Source organism: Pseudoxanthomonas sp. GW2 (assembly GCF_000283075.1).
Taxonomy (GTDB): Bacteria; Pseudomonadota; Gammaproteobacteria; order Xanthomonadales; family Xanthomonadaceae; genus Pseudoxanthomonas.
On the sequence record NZ_ALIP01000130.1, the window covers coordinates 1 to 16,397 of the forward strand.

Consider the following 16,397-nt stretch of genomic DNA (forward strand, 5'->3'; position numbering starts at 1 on the left):
GGCCGAGCCGGCGGTGGCCTGCCGCGGCTGCGGCGGCGGTTCGGCCTCCGCCGCGGCGCCGCAGGTGGTGGACGGCTTCAACTTCGGCGCCCTGCCCGCGCCGGGCCAGGCACAGGCGCAGCCGGCGCCGGCGCGCGAGGCCCTGCCGCAGCCGCCGGCCGGCAAGATCGCGCCGCGGGCGATCGACGAGCGCACCGCCTACCAGCTGGTGTCGATGATGCGCGACGTGGTCCTGCGCGGCACCGGCACCGCGGCCCGGGTGCTGGGCCGCGAGGACGTCGGCGGCAAGACCGGCTCCACCAACGACCACCGCGACGCCTGGTTCTCCGGCTTCGGCGGCAACCTGGCCACCACGGTCTGGGTCGGCCGCGACGACTTCAAGTCACTGGGCTACCGCGAGTATGGCGGCAAGGCCGCGCTGCCGATCTGGATCGACTACATGAAGGTGGCGCTGGAAGGCCAGCCGGTGACGCCGAACGAGCCGCCGGAGGGCATGGTCAAGGTCTATGTCGACGGCTCCGGGCGGGTTTCGACCTTCGGCGAGGGCCTGGCCGAGTACATCAAGGTCGAGGACCTGGAGCGGTTGCAGAACAACCTCGACTACCTGGCGCCGGAGCACATGGACGAAGAGGCGTTCGACATCTTCTGAACGCCCGTGCGGCGCCGTGACCGCACCGTCACCGCGCTGCGCTACAGTCGTTCCCAGGTTCTGACGGGGGAATCGCCATGGGCCGCGCGCGCCAGCATGCGGAAGCCAGGCAGGGCGAACGCCGCCGCCGGCTCGCCAACGAGGCGGCGCGGCTGATGGCCGAGAGCGGCATCCGCGACTACAACCAGGCCCGGCGCAAGGCCGCCAGCCGCCTGGGCATCCACGACGAGACCTCGCTGCCGCGCAACCAGGAGATCGAGGAGGCGCTGCGCGAGTACCAGCGCATCTTCCTCGGCCCGGCGCAGGCCGACGCGGTGCGGGTGCGGCGCGAGGCCGCGGCCCGCGCCATGGAGTTCTTCGCCGCCTTCCAGCCGCGCCTGGTGGGCCCGGTGCTGGACGGCACCGCCGACGCCGGCTCGCCGGTGGCCCTGCACCTGCACGCGGACGACCCGGAGGCGGTGGCCCGCTTCCTGGCCGAGCACCGGATCCCGGCCGAGCCGCGCGGGCGCCGCGTGCGCCTGGACCGCCGCCGCGAGCTGCAGGTCACCGCCTGGCTGTTCGAGGCCGAGGACCTGGCCTTCGAGCTGACCGTGCTGCCTGGCGCGGTGCTGCGCCAGGCGCCGCTGTCGGCGCTGGACGAGCGGCCGATGCCGCGCGCCTCGCTGGCCCAGGTGCGCGGCCTGCTGGCCGGCGGCTGAGCCGGCGGCCGCGCAAAAGGAAACGCCCCGCGGGTGCGGGGCGTTCCTGGTCGCGCTACGGCGCCGCTCAGCGCTGGGCGAACGGCTTGTAGTCGCGCACGTCCGAACCGGTGTAGATCTGGCGCGGACGGCCGATCTTCGCCTCCGGGTCGACCTGCTGCTCCAGCCAGTGCGACACCCAGCCGGCGGTGCGGCCGATGGCGAACATGACGGTGAACATCTCGGTCGGGATCTTCAGCGCCTTGTAGATGATGCCGCTGTAGAAGTCCACGTTCGGGTACAGCTTGCGCTGGATGAAGTAGTCGTCCTTCAGCGCGGCCTCTTCCAGCTTCATGGCCACTTCCAGCAGCGGGTCGTTGACGCCCAGCTCGCCCAGCACCTTGTGGGTCATCTCGCGGATGATCTTGGCGCGCGGGTCGAAGTTCTTGTAGACGCGGTGGCCGAAGCCCATCAGGCGGAAGCCGGAGTTCTTGTCCTTGGCCTTGGCGATGGCGGTGTCGACCTTGTCCGGGGTACCGATCTCCTCGAGCATCTTCAGCACCGCCTCGTTGGCGCCGCCGTGCGCGGGGCCCCACAGCGCGGTGATGCCCGCCGCCACCGAGGCGTACGGGTTGGCGCCGGTCGAGCCGACCAGGCGCACGGTCGAGGTGGAGGCGTTCTGCTCGTGGTCGGCGTGCAGGATGAACAGCAGGTCCAGCGCCTTGGCCACGACCGGGTTCAGCTCCAGCGGCTCGCTCGGCACCTCGAACATCATGTGCAGGAAGCGGCTGACGTAGTCGAGGTTGTTGCGCGGGTAGCGGATCGGCCAGCCGATCGAGTAGCGGTAGGCGGCGGCGGCCAGGGTCGGCATCTTCGCCAGCAGGCGGATGGCGGCCAGGCGGCGCTGCTCCGGATCGTTCAGGTCCAGGGTGTCGTGGTAGAACGCCGACAGCGACGCCACGGTGCCGGCCAGCATGGCCATCGGGTGCGCGTCGTAGTTGAAGCCCTGCAGGAAGTTCTTCAGCGACTCATGCATCATCGTGTGATGCGTGACCTCGTGCTCGAACTTCTTGAACTCGGCCTCGGTCGGCAGCTCGCCGTTCATCAGCAGGTAGGCCACCTCCAGGAAGCTGGAGTGCTCGGCCAGCTGCTCGATCGGGTAGCCGCGGTACAGCAGCACGCCCTTGTCGCCATCGATGTAGGTGATGGCCGACTTGCAGCTGGCAGTGGCGGTGAAACCGGAGTCGTAGGTGAAAAGGCCGGTTTCCTTCGTCAGCTTCGAGATGTCGATGCAGCCGTTGCCCAGGGTCGGCTTGAGCACCGGCAGGGTCACCGACTTGTCGCCGGCATTCAACGTGACCTGGTCGAGATTGGACACGGTGTGCGCTCCTCTTTGGGGTAAGCGCGATCCTTCGCGCGGGAGCGCAAGGGTCGCGGGAGTGGGGTCCGCGACGCGTGCCGCGGAACGCGAGGATTATCGCACAGGCCATACGCCCCGGTCCGCTGGACGGAAGTCGTAGGAGCCCTTCGCCGGCGGCACGCTGCGTCCCGCCACGGCGGAAACCACCCACGACGAAGCGGCCGCTCGAGGGCGGCCGCTCCGGTCAGCGTCACAGGGTCCGGGTCGTCCGCCTCGCGGCGGCGCCCGGGATCAGCGCGCGTAGCGGCGCTGGAACTTGTCGATGCGGCCGCTGGTGTCCACGACCTTGTGCTTGCCGGTGTAGAACGGATGCGAGGCCGAGGAGATTTCGATCTTGACCAGCGGGTACTCGTTGCCGTCTTCCCACTTCACCGTCTCCTTGGCGGTGGTCGCCAGGGTCGAACGGGTCAGGAACTTGAAGTCGGAGGTGACGTCGTGGAAGACGACTTCGCGGTACTCGGGATGGATGTCGGCCTTCATGGCGCACCGTAGGCTGTAGCGGACTGAGCCCGGCATTCTAGCGGGTCAGCCCCGGCCGGTGCAAGGCCGGGGCCTCCCCAGGGGCGTGCCGCGGCACTCAGGCGGCGGCCAGGGCCGCCTGCACCCGGGCGTCGAACCGGACCTGGTCGTAGCGCAGCAGGATCCGGGCGTTGTCCGGGGCGCCGGTCTGGCGGTTCCAGTCCACCGCGGTCAGGCCGCGGGTCAACCGACCTTCGGTTTCCACCGCCACCGGGCGCTCGGCCGTCTCCAGCGCGCCGTCCGGCTCCAGCGCCCAGGCCATGGCCAGGGCGTCGGCCGAATGCCAGTGCTCGCCGCGGCGGTCCTCCGACCACAGCCGGGTCTGGCGCGAGATCGCGTCGTAGAACCTGGCCCGCGGCGAATCGGCCGCCAGCCACTTCTCCACCTCGCGGTGGTGGAAGCCGTGCGCGAGGGTCGCCTCCCAGTCGGCCAGGTCGTACTTCGGGAAGCCGGACAGCACCACGTGCGCGGCCTCCGGGTCGAAGCCGACGTTGAACTCGGCCACCGGGGTGATGTTGCCGTGGGCGCTGACCGCGCCGCCCATCACCCCCAGCCGCGCCACGCGCTGCGGCAGGGTCGGGTCCAGGCGCAGGGCCAGGGCCAGGTTGGTCAGCGGCCCGAGCGCGACCAGCACCAGGCGCCCGGCGTGCTCGTGCGACAGGCGCAGGATCGCCAGCGCCGCGTGCTCGTCCTCGGCCTGGCCGGCCGGGTCGGGATAGCCGACGTCGCCGAAGCCATCGCGGCCGTGCACATGGGCCGCGTCCTCGCGCGGGGCGTGCACCAGCGGGCGGTCGCAGCCGGCGAACACCGGCACCTGCAGCTGGCCGGCGACCTCGCGCAGCTTCAACGCGTTGCGCACCGTGTGCTGCAGGCCGACGTTGCCGGCGGCGATGGTCAGGCCCACTACCTCGTGGCGCGGGTCGTTGAAGGCCATCAGCAGGGCAAGCGCGTCGTCGACGCCGGGGTCGGTGTCGATCAGCAGCGGGATACGGTCGCTCATCGTGTTCTCCATGAGAGGGCCGCGCAGTGTCGCGCCGCCGCGCGCGCAGGGCAATGCCGGGGGAACACGCGTGCGATGTCAGGCGCCGGCGTAGCGCGCCGCTCCGCCGACCCAGCGCGCGATCACGCGGTCGGCGGTCTCCGGCGCGGAGGCAAGCAGGCGGTCGGCGAGCTGGTGGACCTTCGGCAGCAGGTCGGCGTCGCGCGCCAGGTCGGCGATGCGGAACGCGGCCAGGCCGGTCTGGCGCGTACCCAGCAGTTCGCCGGGGCCGCGCAGCTTCAGGTCCTCCTCGGCGATCACGAAGCCGTCGCCGGTCCGCCGCAGCACGTCCAGGCGCTGGCGCGCCATCGCCGACAGCGGCGGCTGGTACAGCAGCACGCAGGTCGAGGCCGCCGCGCCGCGCCCCACCCGGCCGCGCAGCTGGTGCAGCTGGGCCAGGCCCAGGCGCTCGGCGTTCTCGATGATCATCAGCGAGGCGTTGGGCACGTCCACGCCGACCTCGATCACGGTGGTGGCCACCAGCAGGTCGGTCTGGCCGTCCTTGAACGCGCGCATCGCCGCCTGCTTCTGCGAGGCCTTCATGCGGCCGTGGACCAGGCCCACGCGCACGCCCGGCAGCTGCGCGGTCAACTGCTCGAAGGTGCGCTCGGCCGCCTGCGCCTGCAGCCCCGGGCCCTGGCCGTTGCCGGCGTCCTCGGCCTCCTCGATCAGGGTGCAGACCCAGTACACCTGGCGGCCCTCGGCGCAGGCCACGCGGATGCGCTCGACCAGTTCCGGGCGGCGGTCGGCACTGACCGCCACGGTCTGCACCGGGGTGCGGCCGGGCGGCAATTCGTCGATCGCCGACACATCCAGGTCGGCGTAGGCGGTCATCGCCAGGGTGCGCGGGATCGGAGTGGCGGTCATCACCAGCTGGTGCGGCACGTGGCCGTGGGCCGGGCCCTTGTCGCGCAGCGCCAGGCGCTGCTGCACGCCGAAGCGGTGCTGCTCGTCCACGATCACCAGCACCAGGTCGTGGAAGGCCACGCCCTCCTGCATCAGCGCATGGGTACCGACCACCACCTGGGCGGCGCCTGAGGCTACGTCGGCCAGCGCCGCCGCGCGCGCCTTGCCGGTGACCTTGCCCGCCAGCCAGGCGACGCGGATGCCCAGCGGCTCCAGCCAGGCGCGCAGGTTGGCCAGGTGCTGCTCGGCCAGCAGCTCGGTAGGCGCGGCCAGCGCGACCTGGCCGCCACGCTCCACCGCCAGGGTCGCGGCCAGCGCCGCGACCACGGTCTTGCCCGAGCCGACGTCGCCCTGCACCAGCCGCTGCATCGGGCTGGGGCCGGCCAGGTCGGCGCGGATCTGTTCGAACACCCGGCGCTGTGCCCCGGTCAGGGCGAACGGCAGGCTTGCCTGCAGCCGCCGCGCCAGCTCGCCGGGGCCGTCCAGGGCGCGGGCGCGCAGCTGCTGCTGCGCCAGCCGCTGCCGGCGCAGGCCCAGGTGGTGGGCCAGCAGCTCCTCCAGCGCCAACCGGCGCTGCGCCGGATGGGTTCCGGCGGCCAGCGCCGCCAGGTCCTCGCCGGGCGCCGGCCGGTGCAGCACCAACAGCGATTCACGCAGCCCCGGCAGGCCGGCCAGGCCGGGCATGCCCGGCGGCAGCAGTTCCAGCGCCTCGGCCGGCGGCAACCGCTCCAGCGCCTGCGCGATCAGCTTGCGAAGGGTTGCCGGGCCCACGCCCTCGATCGCGGGATAGACCGGGTCCAGGGTGTCGCCCAGGCCCGGATCCTCGTCCGGCGCCAGGATCCGGTAGCTGGGATGGACCATCTCCAGCCCGTGCTGGCCGGGCCGCGGCGTGCCGAAGCAGCGCAGGCGCACGCCCGGGCGGAACTGCGCCACCTGCGCGGCGCGGAAATGGAAGAAGCGCAGCGCCAGGGTGCGGCGCGAGCCGTCGCCCACCGCCACCCGCAGCACCGGACGGTAGCGGAAGCCGCGCTCGACCGCCTCGACCGTGCCTTCGACCTGGGCCGGCTCGCCGGGACGCAGGTCGGCGATCCCGGTCAGGCGGGTACGGTCCTCGTAGCGCAGCGGCAGCCAGAACCACAGGTCCTGGACCGTGGCCAGCCCGCGCGCGGCCAGGCTCCCGGCGAGCCGGGCGCCTACGCCGCGCAGGGACGCCAGCGGCGTGGCGCCCTGCCCTGCCAGCGCTGGCGCGGGGACCCGGGGTGCCACGCCTGCGCGGTCAGTCCAGCACCATCACCGCGTCGGCCTCGAACGCCACGCCCTTGGGCAGCGCGGCCACGCCGATGGTGGAACGGGCCGGGTACGGCGCGGTGAAGTACTGCTGCATCACCGCGTTGACCGCGGCGAACTGGGACAAGTCGGTCAGGTACAGGCCCAGGCGCACGATCCGGTCCAGCGAACCGCCGGCCGCCTCGGCCACCGCCTTGAGGTTCTCGAACACCTGCCGCGCCTGTGCCTCGATGCCGCCCTCGACCACCTCGCCGGTGGCCGGCACCAGCGGGATCTGGCCGGAGAAATACACCGTGTTGCCGCTGCGCACGGCCTGCGAGTAGGGGCCGATGGCGGCCGGGGCGTGGTCGGTGTGGACGATCTGCAGCATGGGGGCGGATTCCCGGGTGGTGTAGGACAGGGGCGGATTCTAGCGTCCCGCGCCGCCGCCGGCCCGGGGTGGCGGCGGCCGCTACTGGCGGCGCACGCCCTGGACGACGTTGAGCCGGCGCAGGCGGCGGATGACCTCGGCCAGGTGGGTGCGGTCGCGCACCTGGATGGCGAAGCGCAGCTGCGCGGCGTTCATGTCGCGGTCCAGGTAGTCCACCCGCTCGATGTTGGACTGGCTCTGCGCCACCGCCGCGGCCAGCTGCGCCAGCACGCCGGTGTGGTTCTCCACGTCCACGATCAGCGAGGTGTCGTAGTCGCCGGTGACGTTCGGGTCCCAGTCGATCGGCACCCAGCGTTCGGGCGACTTGCGGAACTCGGCCAGGTTCGGGCAGTCCAGGCGGTGCACCACCACGCCCTTGCCGGAGGTGTGGTAGCCCATGATCTCGTCGCCGGGTATCGGCTGGCAGCAGTTGGCGAAGCTGACCACCCCGCCCTCGGTGCCGTTGATCAGGATCTTCTCCTGCGAGTGCTTGGACTGGGCGCCGCCGCGCAGCTCGGCATAGGCCATCAGCGCCTGCGCCGCCTGGCTGGGCATCCAGTTGCCCAGCGCCACCTCGGCCAGGAACGCCTCCAGGCGCGGGAAGCGGTGCTCGGCCAGGAACGACTCCAGGCGCTTGGCCGGCAGCCGCTCCAGCGAGCTGCCCATCGCCTCCAGCGCGCGGTCGAGCATGCGGTGGCCCAGCTGCACCGCATCCTCGTGCTCCAGCTGCTTGAGCTGGTGGCGGATGGAGGTGCGCGCCTTGCTGGTAACCACGAATTCCAGCCACTGCGGCTTGGGCGCGGCCGACTTGGCGGTGATGATCTCCACGGTCTGGCCGCTGGAGAGTTTGGTCTTCAGCGGCACCAGCTTCTTGTCCACGCGCGCGGCCACGGCCTGGTTGCCCACGTCGGTGTGCACCGCGTAGGCGAAGTCCAGGGCGGTGGAGTTGCGCGGCAGGGCCAGGATCCGGCCCTTCGGGGTGAACAGGTAGACCTCGTCCGGGAACAGGTCGACCTTGACGTTCTCCAGGAACTCCAGCGAGGAGCCGGCGGCGCGCTGGGACTCGATCAGCTCCACGATCCAGGCGTGGGCGCGGCTCTGCGCGCTGTTGGGGCTGTCGCCGCCGTGCTTGTAGGTCCAGTGCGCGGCGATGCCGCGCTCGGCGATCAGGTCCATCTCCTCGGTGCGGATCTGCACCTCGATCGGCGAGCCGTAGGGGCCGAACAGCACCGTGTGCAGCGACTGGTAGCCGTTGGCCTTGGGGATGGCGATGAAGTCGCGGAAGCGCCCGTCCAGCGGCTTGAACTGGGCGTGCACCGCGCCGAGGGCGTGGTAGCAGTCGGCCACCGAGCGCACCACCACGCGGAAGCCGAACACGTCCATCACCTGGTCGAAGCTTTTGCCCTCGCTGCGCATCTTGTTGTAGATGCTCCAGGGGGTCTTGATCCGGCTGACCAGGCGGTGCTCCAGGCCTTCGCGGGCCAGGCCCTGCGACAGCTGCACCTCGACCTGGGCCATCGACTCGCGGCGCACCACCGGCTGGCTGCGGATGTGCTTCTCGATGATCGCGTGGCGCCAGGGATGCAGGGCGCGGAAGCCGAGGTTCTGCAGCTCGGACTTGACCAGGCTCATGCCCAGGCGCTGCGCGATCGGGGCGTAGATCTCCAGGGTCTCGCGCGCGATCCGCGCCCGCGCCTCGCGGCTCTGCGCGCCCAGGGTGCGCATGTTGTGCAGGCGGTCGGCCAGCTTGATCATGATCACGCGCAGGTCGCGCGACATGGCCAGCAGCATCTTGCGGAAACTCTCGGCCGCCGCCTCCTGGCGGTCGCGGAACTTGAGCTTGTCCAGCTTGGTGACGCCGTCCACCAGCAGGGCCACGTCCTCGCCGAACTGGGCGGCCAGCTCCTCGCGGGTGAGCGGGGTGTCCTCGATGGTGTCGTGCAGGATCGCGGCGACGAGGGTCTCCACGTCCAGGCCCAGCTCGGCCAGCACCGTGGCCACCGCCACCGGGTGGGTGATGTAGGGCTCGCCGGACTTGCGGGTCTGTCCGGCATGGGCCGCGGCGCCCACCCGCCAGGCCTCGCGCAGCAGCGGCAACTGCTCCACCGGGAGGTAGGAAGCGGCGCGCTCCAGCTCGAGGACGTAGTCGGGAATCGGCTCGCCGGTGGCCGGCGGCGCGCTCGCGACTGCCTGTGCTGAAGTGCCTGGGTTCATGCGCAAAAGCCTATGCCAGCGGGCTGTCGGCGGCAAACCTTGCGGCGCCCGCGGCGACGTGCATCCGCCCCGTTTCCGCGCCTCAACCGAGCCTCCACGCCCGCTCCACGCCCGGCAGCGCGTCCAGCTTGCCCAGCAGGGTGGCCAGCTGGCCGTAATCGTTCACCCGCAGGCGCAGGCGCAGCTGCAGGCGGCCGTCGGCGTGCAGGTCCGAGCGGATGTCGGCCACGTGGGCGTCCTCCTGGGCGATCAGGGTGGTGACGTCCTTCAGCAGCCACTTGCGGTCCACCGCCCGCACCGCCACGTCGACCTCGTAGCCGCTGCCGCCAGAGCCCCACTCCACCGGCAGCACGCGCTGCGGCTGGGCCGCGGCCAGGCGGGCGAAGGAAGCGCATTCGGCGCGGTGCACGGTCACGCCACGGCTGCGGGTGAGGTAGCCGGTGATCGGCTCGCCCGGCACCGGCTGGCAGCAGCGCGCCAGCTGCACCAGCAGGTTGCCCACGCCCTCCACGGTGAAGCCCGGGCGTGGCCTGGCGCGCGCCTGGCGGCTGGCCGGGCGCGGCGGCAGCGCCGGCGCGGCCTGGCTGGCGGCGGCTTCGGCCGCGCGCTCCAGTTCGTGCAGCGCGCGCCCGATCTGGTGCGGGCCGACGTCGCCGAGGGCGACCTGGATGTACAGGTCGTCGACCGTCTCGGCGTGGAACTTCTTCGCCACCGGGGCCAAGTCGGCGGACTGCAGGCCCAGGCGCTTGAGCTCGCGCTCGAGCATCTCGCGGCCAGCCTGGACGTTGCGCGAGCGGTCCAGCTTGTGGAACCAGGCGCGGACCTTGTCGCGCGAGCGGCCGCTGGCCAGGTAGCCGTTGGCCGGCAGCAGCCAGTCGCGCTTGGGGTCCGGCTCCTTGCCGGTCAGGATCTCGACCTTGTCGCCGCTGCGCAGGCGGTAGCCCAGCGGCACGATGCGGCCGTTGACCTTGGCCCCGCGGTAGCGGTGCCCGACCATGGTGTGCACGTGGTAGGCGAAGTCCAGCGGGGTGGAGCCGCGGGGCAGGTCGATCACCTCCCCCTTGGGCGTCAGCGCGTACACCCGCTCCTCGACCAGCTCGGCGTCCAGCGCCGCGGCCAGGCCCTCGTCGCGGTTTTCGGACGCCTGCTCCAGCAGCTGCCGCATCCACGCGATCTTGCGCTCGAACGCGCGGCCGGCGCCCTTGCCGGCCGCGCTGCCGCCGGTCTCCTTGTAGCGCCAGTGCGCGGCCACGCCCAGCTCGGCCTGCTCGTGCATCTCGCGGGTGCGGATCTGCACCTCCAGCGTGCGTCCCTCCGGACCGACCACCGCGGTGTGCAGCGAACTGTAGCCGTTGGGCTTGGGCCGGGCGATGTAGTCGTCGAACTCCCCCGGCACCGGCACCCACAGCGAATGGACCACGCCCAGGGCGGCGTAGCAGGCGGCCACGTCGGCCACCATCACCCGCACCGCGCGCAGGTCGTAGAGCTTGTCCAGCGGCAGCTGCTTCTTCTGCATCTTCCGCCAGATGCTGTAGATGTGCTTGGGCCGGCCGCTGATCTCCGCGGCCAGCCCGTGCTCGGCCAGGGCCCGGCCCAGCTGGGCCTTGACCGATTCGATGTAGCGCTCGCGGTCGGCGCGGCTTTCGTCCAGCTCGTGGGCGATGCGGCGGTAGGTGTCCGGCTCCAGCGCCCGGAACGCCAGGTCCTCCAGTTCCCACTTCAGTTGCCAGATGCCCAGGCGGTTGGCCAGGGGGGCGTGGATGTCGCGGGTCAGCTGCGCCAGCGCGCGCTGCTCCTCGCCCGGCAGGTCCTGGGCGGCGCGCATCCGCGCCAGCTGCCGCGACAGCAGCACCGGCACCACGCGCAGGTCCTGGATGATCGCCAGCAGCAGCCGGCGCAGGCCCTCGCCGTTGCGCCCGGCCTCGCGCCCGGCGTGCAGGGCCCAGACCTGGTCGGCCGCGTCCTGGCCGTCGAGCAGGCCGGTCACCGCCGGCCACTGCGCGCATACCCTGGCGGCCACCACCGCACGCAGCCCCGGCAGGTCGTACAGCAGGGCGGCGGCCAGCGCCGGCTCGTCGGCGTCCAGGGCGACCAGGTTGCGCAGGGTATCGGCGATCACCGGCCACGGCAGCGAGGCCTGGTGCCCGGTGCCCTCGGCGTCCCATGCCTGCAGCAGCAGCTCGCGCAGGCTGGCCGGCAACCGGGACGCGGCCGGGTCCCGCAGCAGGGCATGCAATCCGTCGATGGAGGGGCGCGGCAAGGCCATTCCGGCGCGTGGGGTTGTGCCTACACTAACGATCAATGCACCGCGCCAACAAGCCGGCCCCGCCATGGACGGACGCCGGGGCGCTGCGTACGCCAAAACAGATGCGGCCGCCCTGGGGCGGCCGCAAGAGGGGGTACCGCGGCGGCCGCTTATTCCAGCAGCGAGCGCAGCATCCAGGCGTACTTCTCGTGGGTCTGCAGGCGCTGGGTCAGCAGGTCCACGGTCGGGTCGTCGCCGGCCTCGTCGGCGATCCTGAGCACGCTGCGCGCGGTGCGGCACACCGCCTCGTTGCCCTCGACCAGCTGCTGGACCATGCCCTTCCAGTCCGGCACGCCGTCGGCGCCCTGCTCCTCGCGGATCGAGGTCAGGCGGGTGAACTCGGCGTAGGAACCGGGGGCGTTGAAGCCCAGCGCGCGGGTGCGCTCGGCGACCTCGTCCAGCGCGTTCCACTGCTCGGTGTACTGGTCCATGAACATCGCGTGCAGCGAGTTGAACATCGGGCCGGTCACGTTCCAGTGGAAGTTGTGGGTCTTCAGGTAGAGGGTGAAGGCGTCGGCCAGGAAGCGCGCCAGTCCCTCGGCGATCTCCTTGCGGTCGTTGGCGTCGATGCCGATCTCGATGCGCGAGGTGGACGCGACCGGGTTGAGGCCGGTGGCCTTGCGCGGCTTGGTGGAAGCGGTGGATTTCGTGGCGGGCTTGGCCTTTGCCATGTTGCACTCCTGGGGCTTGGGTCCACGGAATGGGTGGGGACTGTCAGAATAGACACTAACCCCGAAAGCGTTATGCAAAGTTTCACACGGCCCCATAGATGGAATCGATAACCGACGACCTGCGACAGGCCCTCGACGATGGTCGGGTTGCGATTTCCGGTGCCCTCAGCCGCGACCGCGGCCGCCTGCACGGGCTGTGGTCGCGCTGGCGCGGCAAGCCGGCCGACGCCGAACTACGGGCGCGCTTCGAGCAGGCGCTGGCGGCCTCGGTCGCGGCCTGCCAGGCGCGCGCCGAAGGCCTGCCGCCCATCACCCTGGATCCGGCGCTGCCAATCACCGCCGAGGCCGAACGCATCGTCGAACTGGTGCGCACCCACCAGGTGGTGGTGGTGGCGGGCGAGACGGGCTCCGGCAAGACCACCCAGCTGCCCAAGCTGTGCCTGGCCGCCGGGCGCGGCGTGGCCGGGACCATCGGCTGCACCCAGCCGCGCCGGATCGCCGCCCGTGCGGTGGCCGCGCGCGTGGCCGAGGAGCTGAAGACCCCGCTGGGCGGGATGGTCGGCTACCAGGTGCGCTTCACCGACAACGTCGGCCCCGATACCCGGGTCAAGTTCATGACCGACGGCATCCTGCTGGCGGAGATCGCCTCCGACCGCTGGCTGTCGGCCTACGACACGATCATCGTCGACGAGGCCCACGAACGCAGCCTCAACATCGACTTCCTGCTGGGCTACCTCAAGCAGCTGCTGCGCAAGCGCCCGGACCTCAAGCTGATCGTCACCTCGGCGACGATCGACACCGCGCGCTTCGCCTGCCACTTCGACGACGCGCCGGTGGTCGAGGTCGCCGGCCGCACCTACCCGGTGGAAGTGCGCTACCGGCCGCCGGACGGCCCGCTGGAGGAGCCGCCGGCGCAGACCGGCCGCAAGCCGGCGCGGCACGAGCGCGAGGCCGACCCGGTGGCGGCGATCACCGCCGTGGTCGACGAGATCACCGCCGAGGACCCGCGCGGCGACGTGCTGGTGTTCCTGCCCGGCGAGCGCGAGATCCGCGACGTGCACCGCGCCCTGGAGAAACGCCAGTACCGTTCCACCGAGGTGCTGCCGCTGTACGCGCGGCTGTCGGCCAGGGACCAGGACCGGGTGTTCAACCCCGGCCCGCAGCGGCGCATCGTGCTGGCGACCAACGTCGCCGAGACCTCGCTGACGGTGCCGCGGATCCGCTACGTGATCGACCCCGGCGATGCCCGGGTCAAGCGCTACAGCCCGCGCTCGAAGATCGACCGCCTGCACGTGGAGCCGATCAGCCAGGCCAGCGCCAACCAGCGCAAGGGCCGCTGCGGCCGCGTGTCCGAGGGCGTGTGCTACCGCCTGTATTCGGAGGCCGACTTCCTCTCCCGCCCGGAATTCACCGACCCGGAGATCCGCCGTTCCAGCCTGGCCGGGGTGATCCTGCGCATGCTGCAGCTGGGCCTGGGCCGGATCGAGGACTTCCCGTTCCTGGAGCCGCCGGACGAACGCGCCATCGCCGACGGCTGGCAGCAGCTGATCGAGCTGGGCGCGGTCGAGGACGCCGGCAACGGCCAGCGCCGGCTGACCGCGATCGGCCGGCAGATGGCGCGCCTGCCGGTGGACGTGAAGCTGTCGCGCATGCTGGTGGCGGCACAGGCCCATGGCTGCCTGCGCGCAATGCTGCCGATCGCCGCCTTCCTCGGCGTGCAGGACCCGCGCGAGCGCCCGGCCGACGCGCGCGAGGCCGCCGACAACGCCCATGCCCAGTTCGCCGATCCGCGCTCGGAGTTCGTCGGCATCCTGCGCCTGTGGCAGGCCTACGACGACGCCCATGGCGAGCTGACCCAGTCGAAACTGCGCGACTGGTGCACCAAGCGCTTCCTCGGCTTCCTGCGCATGCGCGAATGGCGCGAACTGCACCGCCAGCTCAGGCTGCTGTGCAACGAGCTGGGCTGGAGCGAGGAGGAGCCGGAACGCTCCCTGCTGCCGTTGCTGGCCGGCGCGCCGGCCCCGGGCGAGGGCCGCCAGGGCAACCGCCCCAGCCGCGGCGAGCTGCACCGCGCCGCGCGCCTTGCGCGCGAGGGGAAAACGGAGTCGGAGCCGCTTTCCCCCGCTTCACGCTCGCCATCGCCGCCTCCCCGCTCGGAAAGTGGCTCTGACCCCGTTTCCGGGGAAGGCCGCTTCGGCGCGCGCGAGCGTGCCGCCGCCTACCAGGCGCTGCACCGCGCCCTGATCGCCGGCCTGCCCACCCAGCTCGGCCACCGCACCGAGAAGGGCGACTTCCAGGCCCCGCGCCAGCGCCGCTTCCAGCTGTTCCCCGCCTCGCCGCTGGCCAAGAAGCCGCCGCCGTGGGTGCTGGTCGCGACCCTGCTGGACACGCAGAAGGTCTGGGGCCTGACCGCGGCGGCGGTCGAGCCGGACTGGGCGATCGCCGAGCTGCCGCACCTGCTGGCGCGCAAGCACTTCGACCCGCGCTGGTCGCGCGCCCAGGGCAACGTGCTGGCCTCCGAGCAGATCAGCCTGTTCGGGCTGGTGCTGGCGCCCAAGCGCCCGGTCCACTACGGCCGCATCGACCCGGCCGGCGCCCACGACCTGTTCGTGCGCCAGGGCCTGGTCACCGGCGAGATCGACACCAGGGCCTCGTTCGTGGCCGCCAACCTCAAGACCCTGGAGCAGGCGCGCGAGGAAGAGGCCAAGCTGCGCCGCGCCGGCCTGGTCGCCGACGAGGACTGGCAGGCGCGCTGGTACCTGGACCGGATCCCGGCCGAGATCCACTCGGCCACCGCGCTGGATGCCTGGTACCGCAAGCTGGAGCAGGAGAAGAAGCAGGCCCTGCGCTGGTCGCCGGCCGACCTGCTGCCCGGCGAGGGCCAGCAGGGCGACCTGTATCCGAAGTACTTCGCGCTGGGCGACGCGCGCCTGCCGCTGCACTACAGGTTCGAGCCGGGCGCGGCCGACGACGGCGTCACCCTGGAGGTGCCGCTGCCGCTGCTCAACGCGCTGGATCCGGCGCGGCTGTCGTGGCTGGCGCCAGGCTTCGTCGCCGACAAGGCCGCCGGCCTGATCCGCACCCTGCCCAAGGCCATGCGCCGCAACTACGTGCCGGCGCCGGACTTCGGCCGCGCCTTCGCCGAGGCTTTCCCGCAACCCAGCGCCGACTCCATTGCCGGCGAGCTGGCGCGCTTCCTCACCCGTACCACCGGCAGCCCGGTGTCGGCGCTGGACTTCGACGAGGCCGCGCTGGAACCGCACCTGCGCATGAACCTGCGCCTGCGCGAGCTGCCGGACCGCGGCGGCAAGGTGCTGGCCGAGTCGCGCGACCTGGACGACCTGCGCGCGCGCTTCGGCGAACGCGCCGCGCGCGCCTTTGCCGCCCGCGCCGCCAACGCGCTGGCCACCAGCACCCGCGAGCTGCGCGAGTTCCCCGGGGAGCCGCTGCCGCTGCAGGTCACCGGCGAGGCCGGCGTGCCCGGTTTCCCGGCGCTGGTGGACGAAGGCACGCATGCGGTGCTGCGGGTGTTCGCCGACCGCGCCCAGGCCGAGGCCGCACACCCGCGCGGCGTCGACCGCCTGCTGCGCATCGCCCTGGCCGACAAGGCCAGGCAGGCGCGCAAGCAGCTGCCGGTCTCGCCCAAGCTGGGCCTGCTCTACGCGGCGATCGAGCAGTTCGGCGGATCGCCGCAGGACAAGGCGCAGGAAAAGGAACAGTTGCGCGCCGACCTGGTCGAGGCCGCGCTCAACGCGGTGCTGGCCGACGGGCTCGGCGAAATCCGCGACCACGCCGCATTCCAGAAGCGCGCCGAGGCCGCCGGCCGCCAGCTGTTCGCCGAGGCCATGCAGCGCCTGCAGCTGGCCGAGCAGATCCTGGCCGCGGTGGCCGCGCTCAAGCCGAAGCTGGAAGCCCCGCTGATGGGCTGGGCCGGCGCCAACCTCGACGACCTGCGCGCGCAACTGGACGGCCTGGTGCATCCGGGCTTCCTGCGCCACACCCCGGCCGAGGCACTGGCGCAGTTCCCGCGCTGGCTCAAGGGCATGAGCCTGCGCGCCGAGCGCGCCCTGCGTGATCCGGCGCGCGACCAGGCGCGCATGCTGGAGCTGAAGCCGTTCACCGATGCCCTGGCCGCGGCCGCCGCGCGCGGCGTGGCCGACCAGCCGGGCTGGCAGTCATTGCGCTGGGAGGTGGAGGAGTTGCGGGTGCTGCTGTTTGCGCAGGAACTGGGTTCGCGCGGCGGCGTCTCGCCAAAGAAGCTGGCGCAGAAGCTAGCCGCGCTGGCGGATTGAGCCCGGATG

10 protein-coding genes and 1 pseudogene are annotated in these 16,397 nt (G+C 72.2%); 3 read left to right on the forward strand and 8 right to left on the reverse strand.

All coding sequences use genetic code 11. The features are described 5' to 3' along the window. Positions 1 to 649, forward strand: a pseudogene (locus tag B351_RS17820) (peptidase); the annotation flags it as partial. A gap of 77 nt (positions 650 to 726) precedes the next feature. Then, on the forward strand, positions 727 to 1,347 hold the full coding sequence (locus tag B351_RS0111720; RefSeq protein WP_019399236.1) for a hypothetical protein: 621 nt from the start codon (positions 727 to 729) through the stop codon (positions 1,345 to 1,347). A gap of 67 nt (positions 1,348 to 1,414) precedes the next feature. Here the strand turns inward: B351_RS0111720 and B351_RS0111725 are convergent, their stop codons facing one another. The 8 genes from B351_RS0111725 to B351_RS0111760 all read right to left on the reverse strand — a co-directional run bounded on the left by B351_RS0111725 (position 1,415) and on the right by B351_RS0111760 (position 12,096). Next, positions 1,415 to 2,704 (reverse strand): citrate synthase, encoded by a 1,290-nt coding sequence (locus B351_RS0111725; RefSeq protein WP_026010646.1) that lies wholly within the window; start codon positions 2,702 to 2,704, stop codon positions 1,415 to 1,417. Between the two features lie 273 nt (positions 2,705 to 2,977). Then, positions 2,978 to 3,226 (reverse strand): type B 50S ribosomal protein L31, encoded by a 249-nt coding sequence (locus tag B351_RS0111730; protein ID WP_019399238.1) that lies wholly within the window; start codon positions 3,224 to 3,226, stop codon positions 2,978 to 2,980. A 97-nt stretch (positions 3,227 to 3,323) separates the two neighbouring features. Continuing rightward, the gene (locus tag B351_RS0111735) at positions 3,324 to 4,265 is read right to left on the reverse strand and encodes a nucleoside hydrolase (protein ID WP_019399239.1); all 942 of its coding nucleotides are present in this window, start codon (positions 4,263 to 4,265) and stop codon (positions 3,324 to 3,326) included. Between the two features lie 78 nt (positions 4,266 to 4,343). Continuing rightward, the gene (recG, locus tag B351_RS0111740; RefSeq protein WP_019399240.1) at positions 4,344 to 6,476 is read right to left on the reverse strand and encodes an ATP-dependent DNA helicase RecG; all 2,133 of its coding nucleotides are present in this window, start codon (positions 6,474 to 6,476) and stop codon (positions 4,344 to 4,346) included. A gap of 10 nt (positions 6,477 to 6,486) precedes the next feature. Beyond that, complete coding sequence (locus tag B351_RS0111745; RefSeq protein ID WP_019399241.1) at positions 6,487 to 6,867, reverse strand: RidA family protein; 381 nt, start codon at positions 6,865 to 6,867, stop codon at positions 6,487 to 6,489. An 81-nt stretch (positions 6,868 to 6,948) separates the two neighbouring features. Then, on the reverse strand, positions 6,949 to 9,120 hold the full coding sequence (locus tag B351_RS0111750) for a bifunctional (p)ppGpp synthetase/guanosine-3',5'-bis(diphosphate) 3'-pyrophosphohydrolase (protein ID WP_019399242.1): 2,172 nt from the start codon (positions 9,118 to 9,120) through the stop codon (positions 6,949 to 6,951). 82 nt (positions 9,121 to 9,202) lie between these two features. Then, positions 9,203 to 11,380, reverse strand: a complete 2,178-nt coding sequence (locus B351_RS0111755) for a bifunctional (p)ppGpp synthetase/guanosine-3',5'-bis(diphosphate) 3'-pyrophosphohydrolase (protein WP_026010647.1) — start codon at positions 11,378 to 11,380, stop codon at positions 9,203 to 9,205. A 155-nt stretch (positions 11,381 to 11,535) separates the two neighbouring features. Further along, complete coding sequence (locus B351_RS0111760; protein WP_019399244.1) at positions 11,536 to 12,096, reverse strand: Dps family protein; 561 nt, start codon at positions 12,094 to 12,096, stop codon at positions 11,536 to 11,538. Positions 12,097 to 12,194: 98 nt separating this feature from the next. Between B351_RS0111760 and hrpA the strand changes: the two genes are divergently transcribed. Further along, a complete protein-coding gene (gene hrpA / locus B351_RS0111765) occupies positions 12,195 to 16,388 on the forward strand; it encodes an ATP-dependent RNA helicase HrpA (RefSeq protein WP_019399245.1) in 4,194 nt (1,397 codons plus the stop codon). The last annotated feature ends 9 nt before the right edge of the window (positions 16,389 to 16,397 follow it).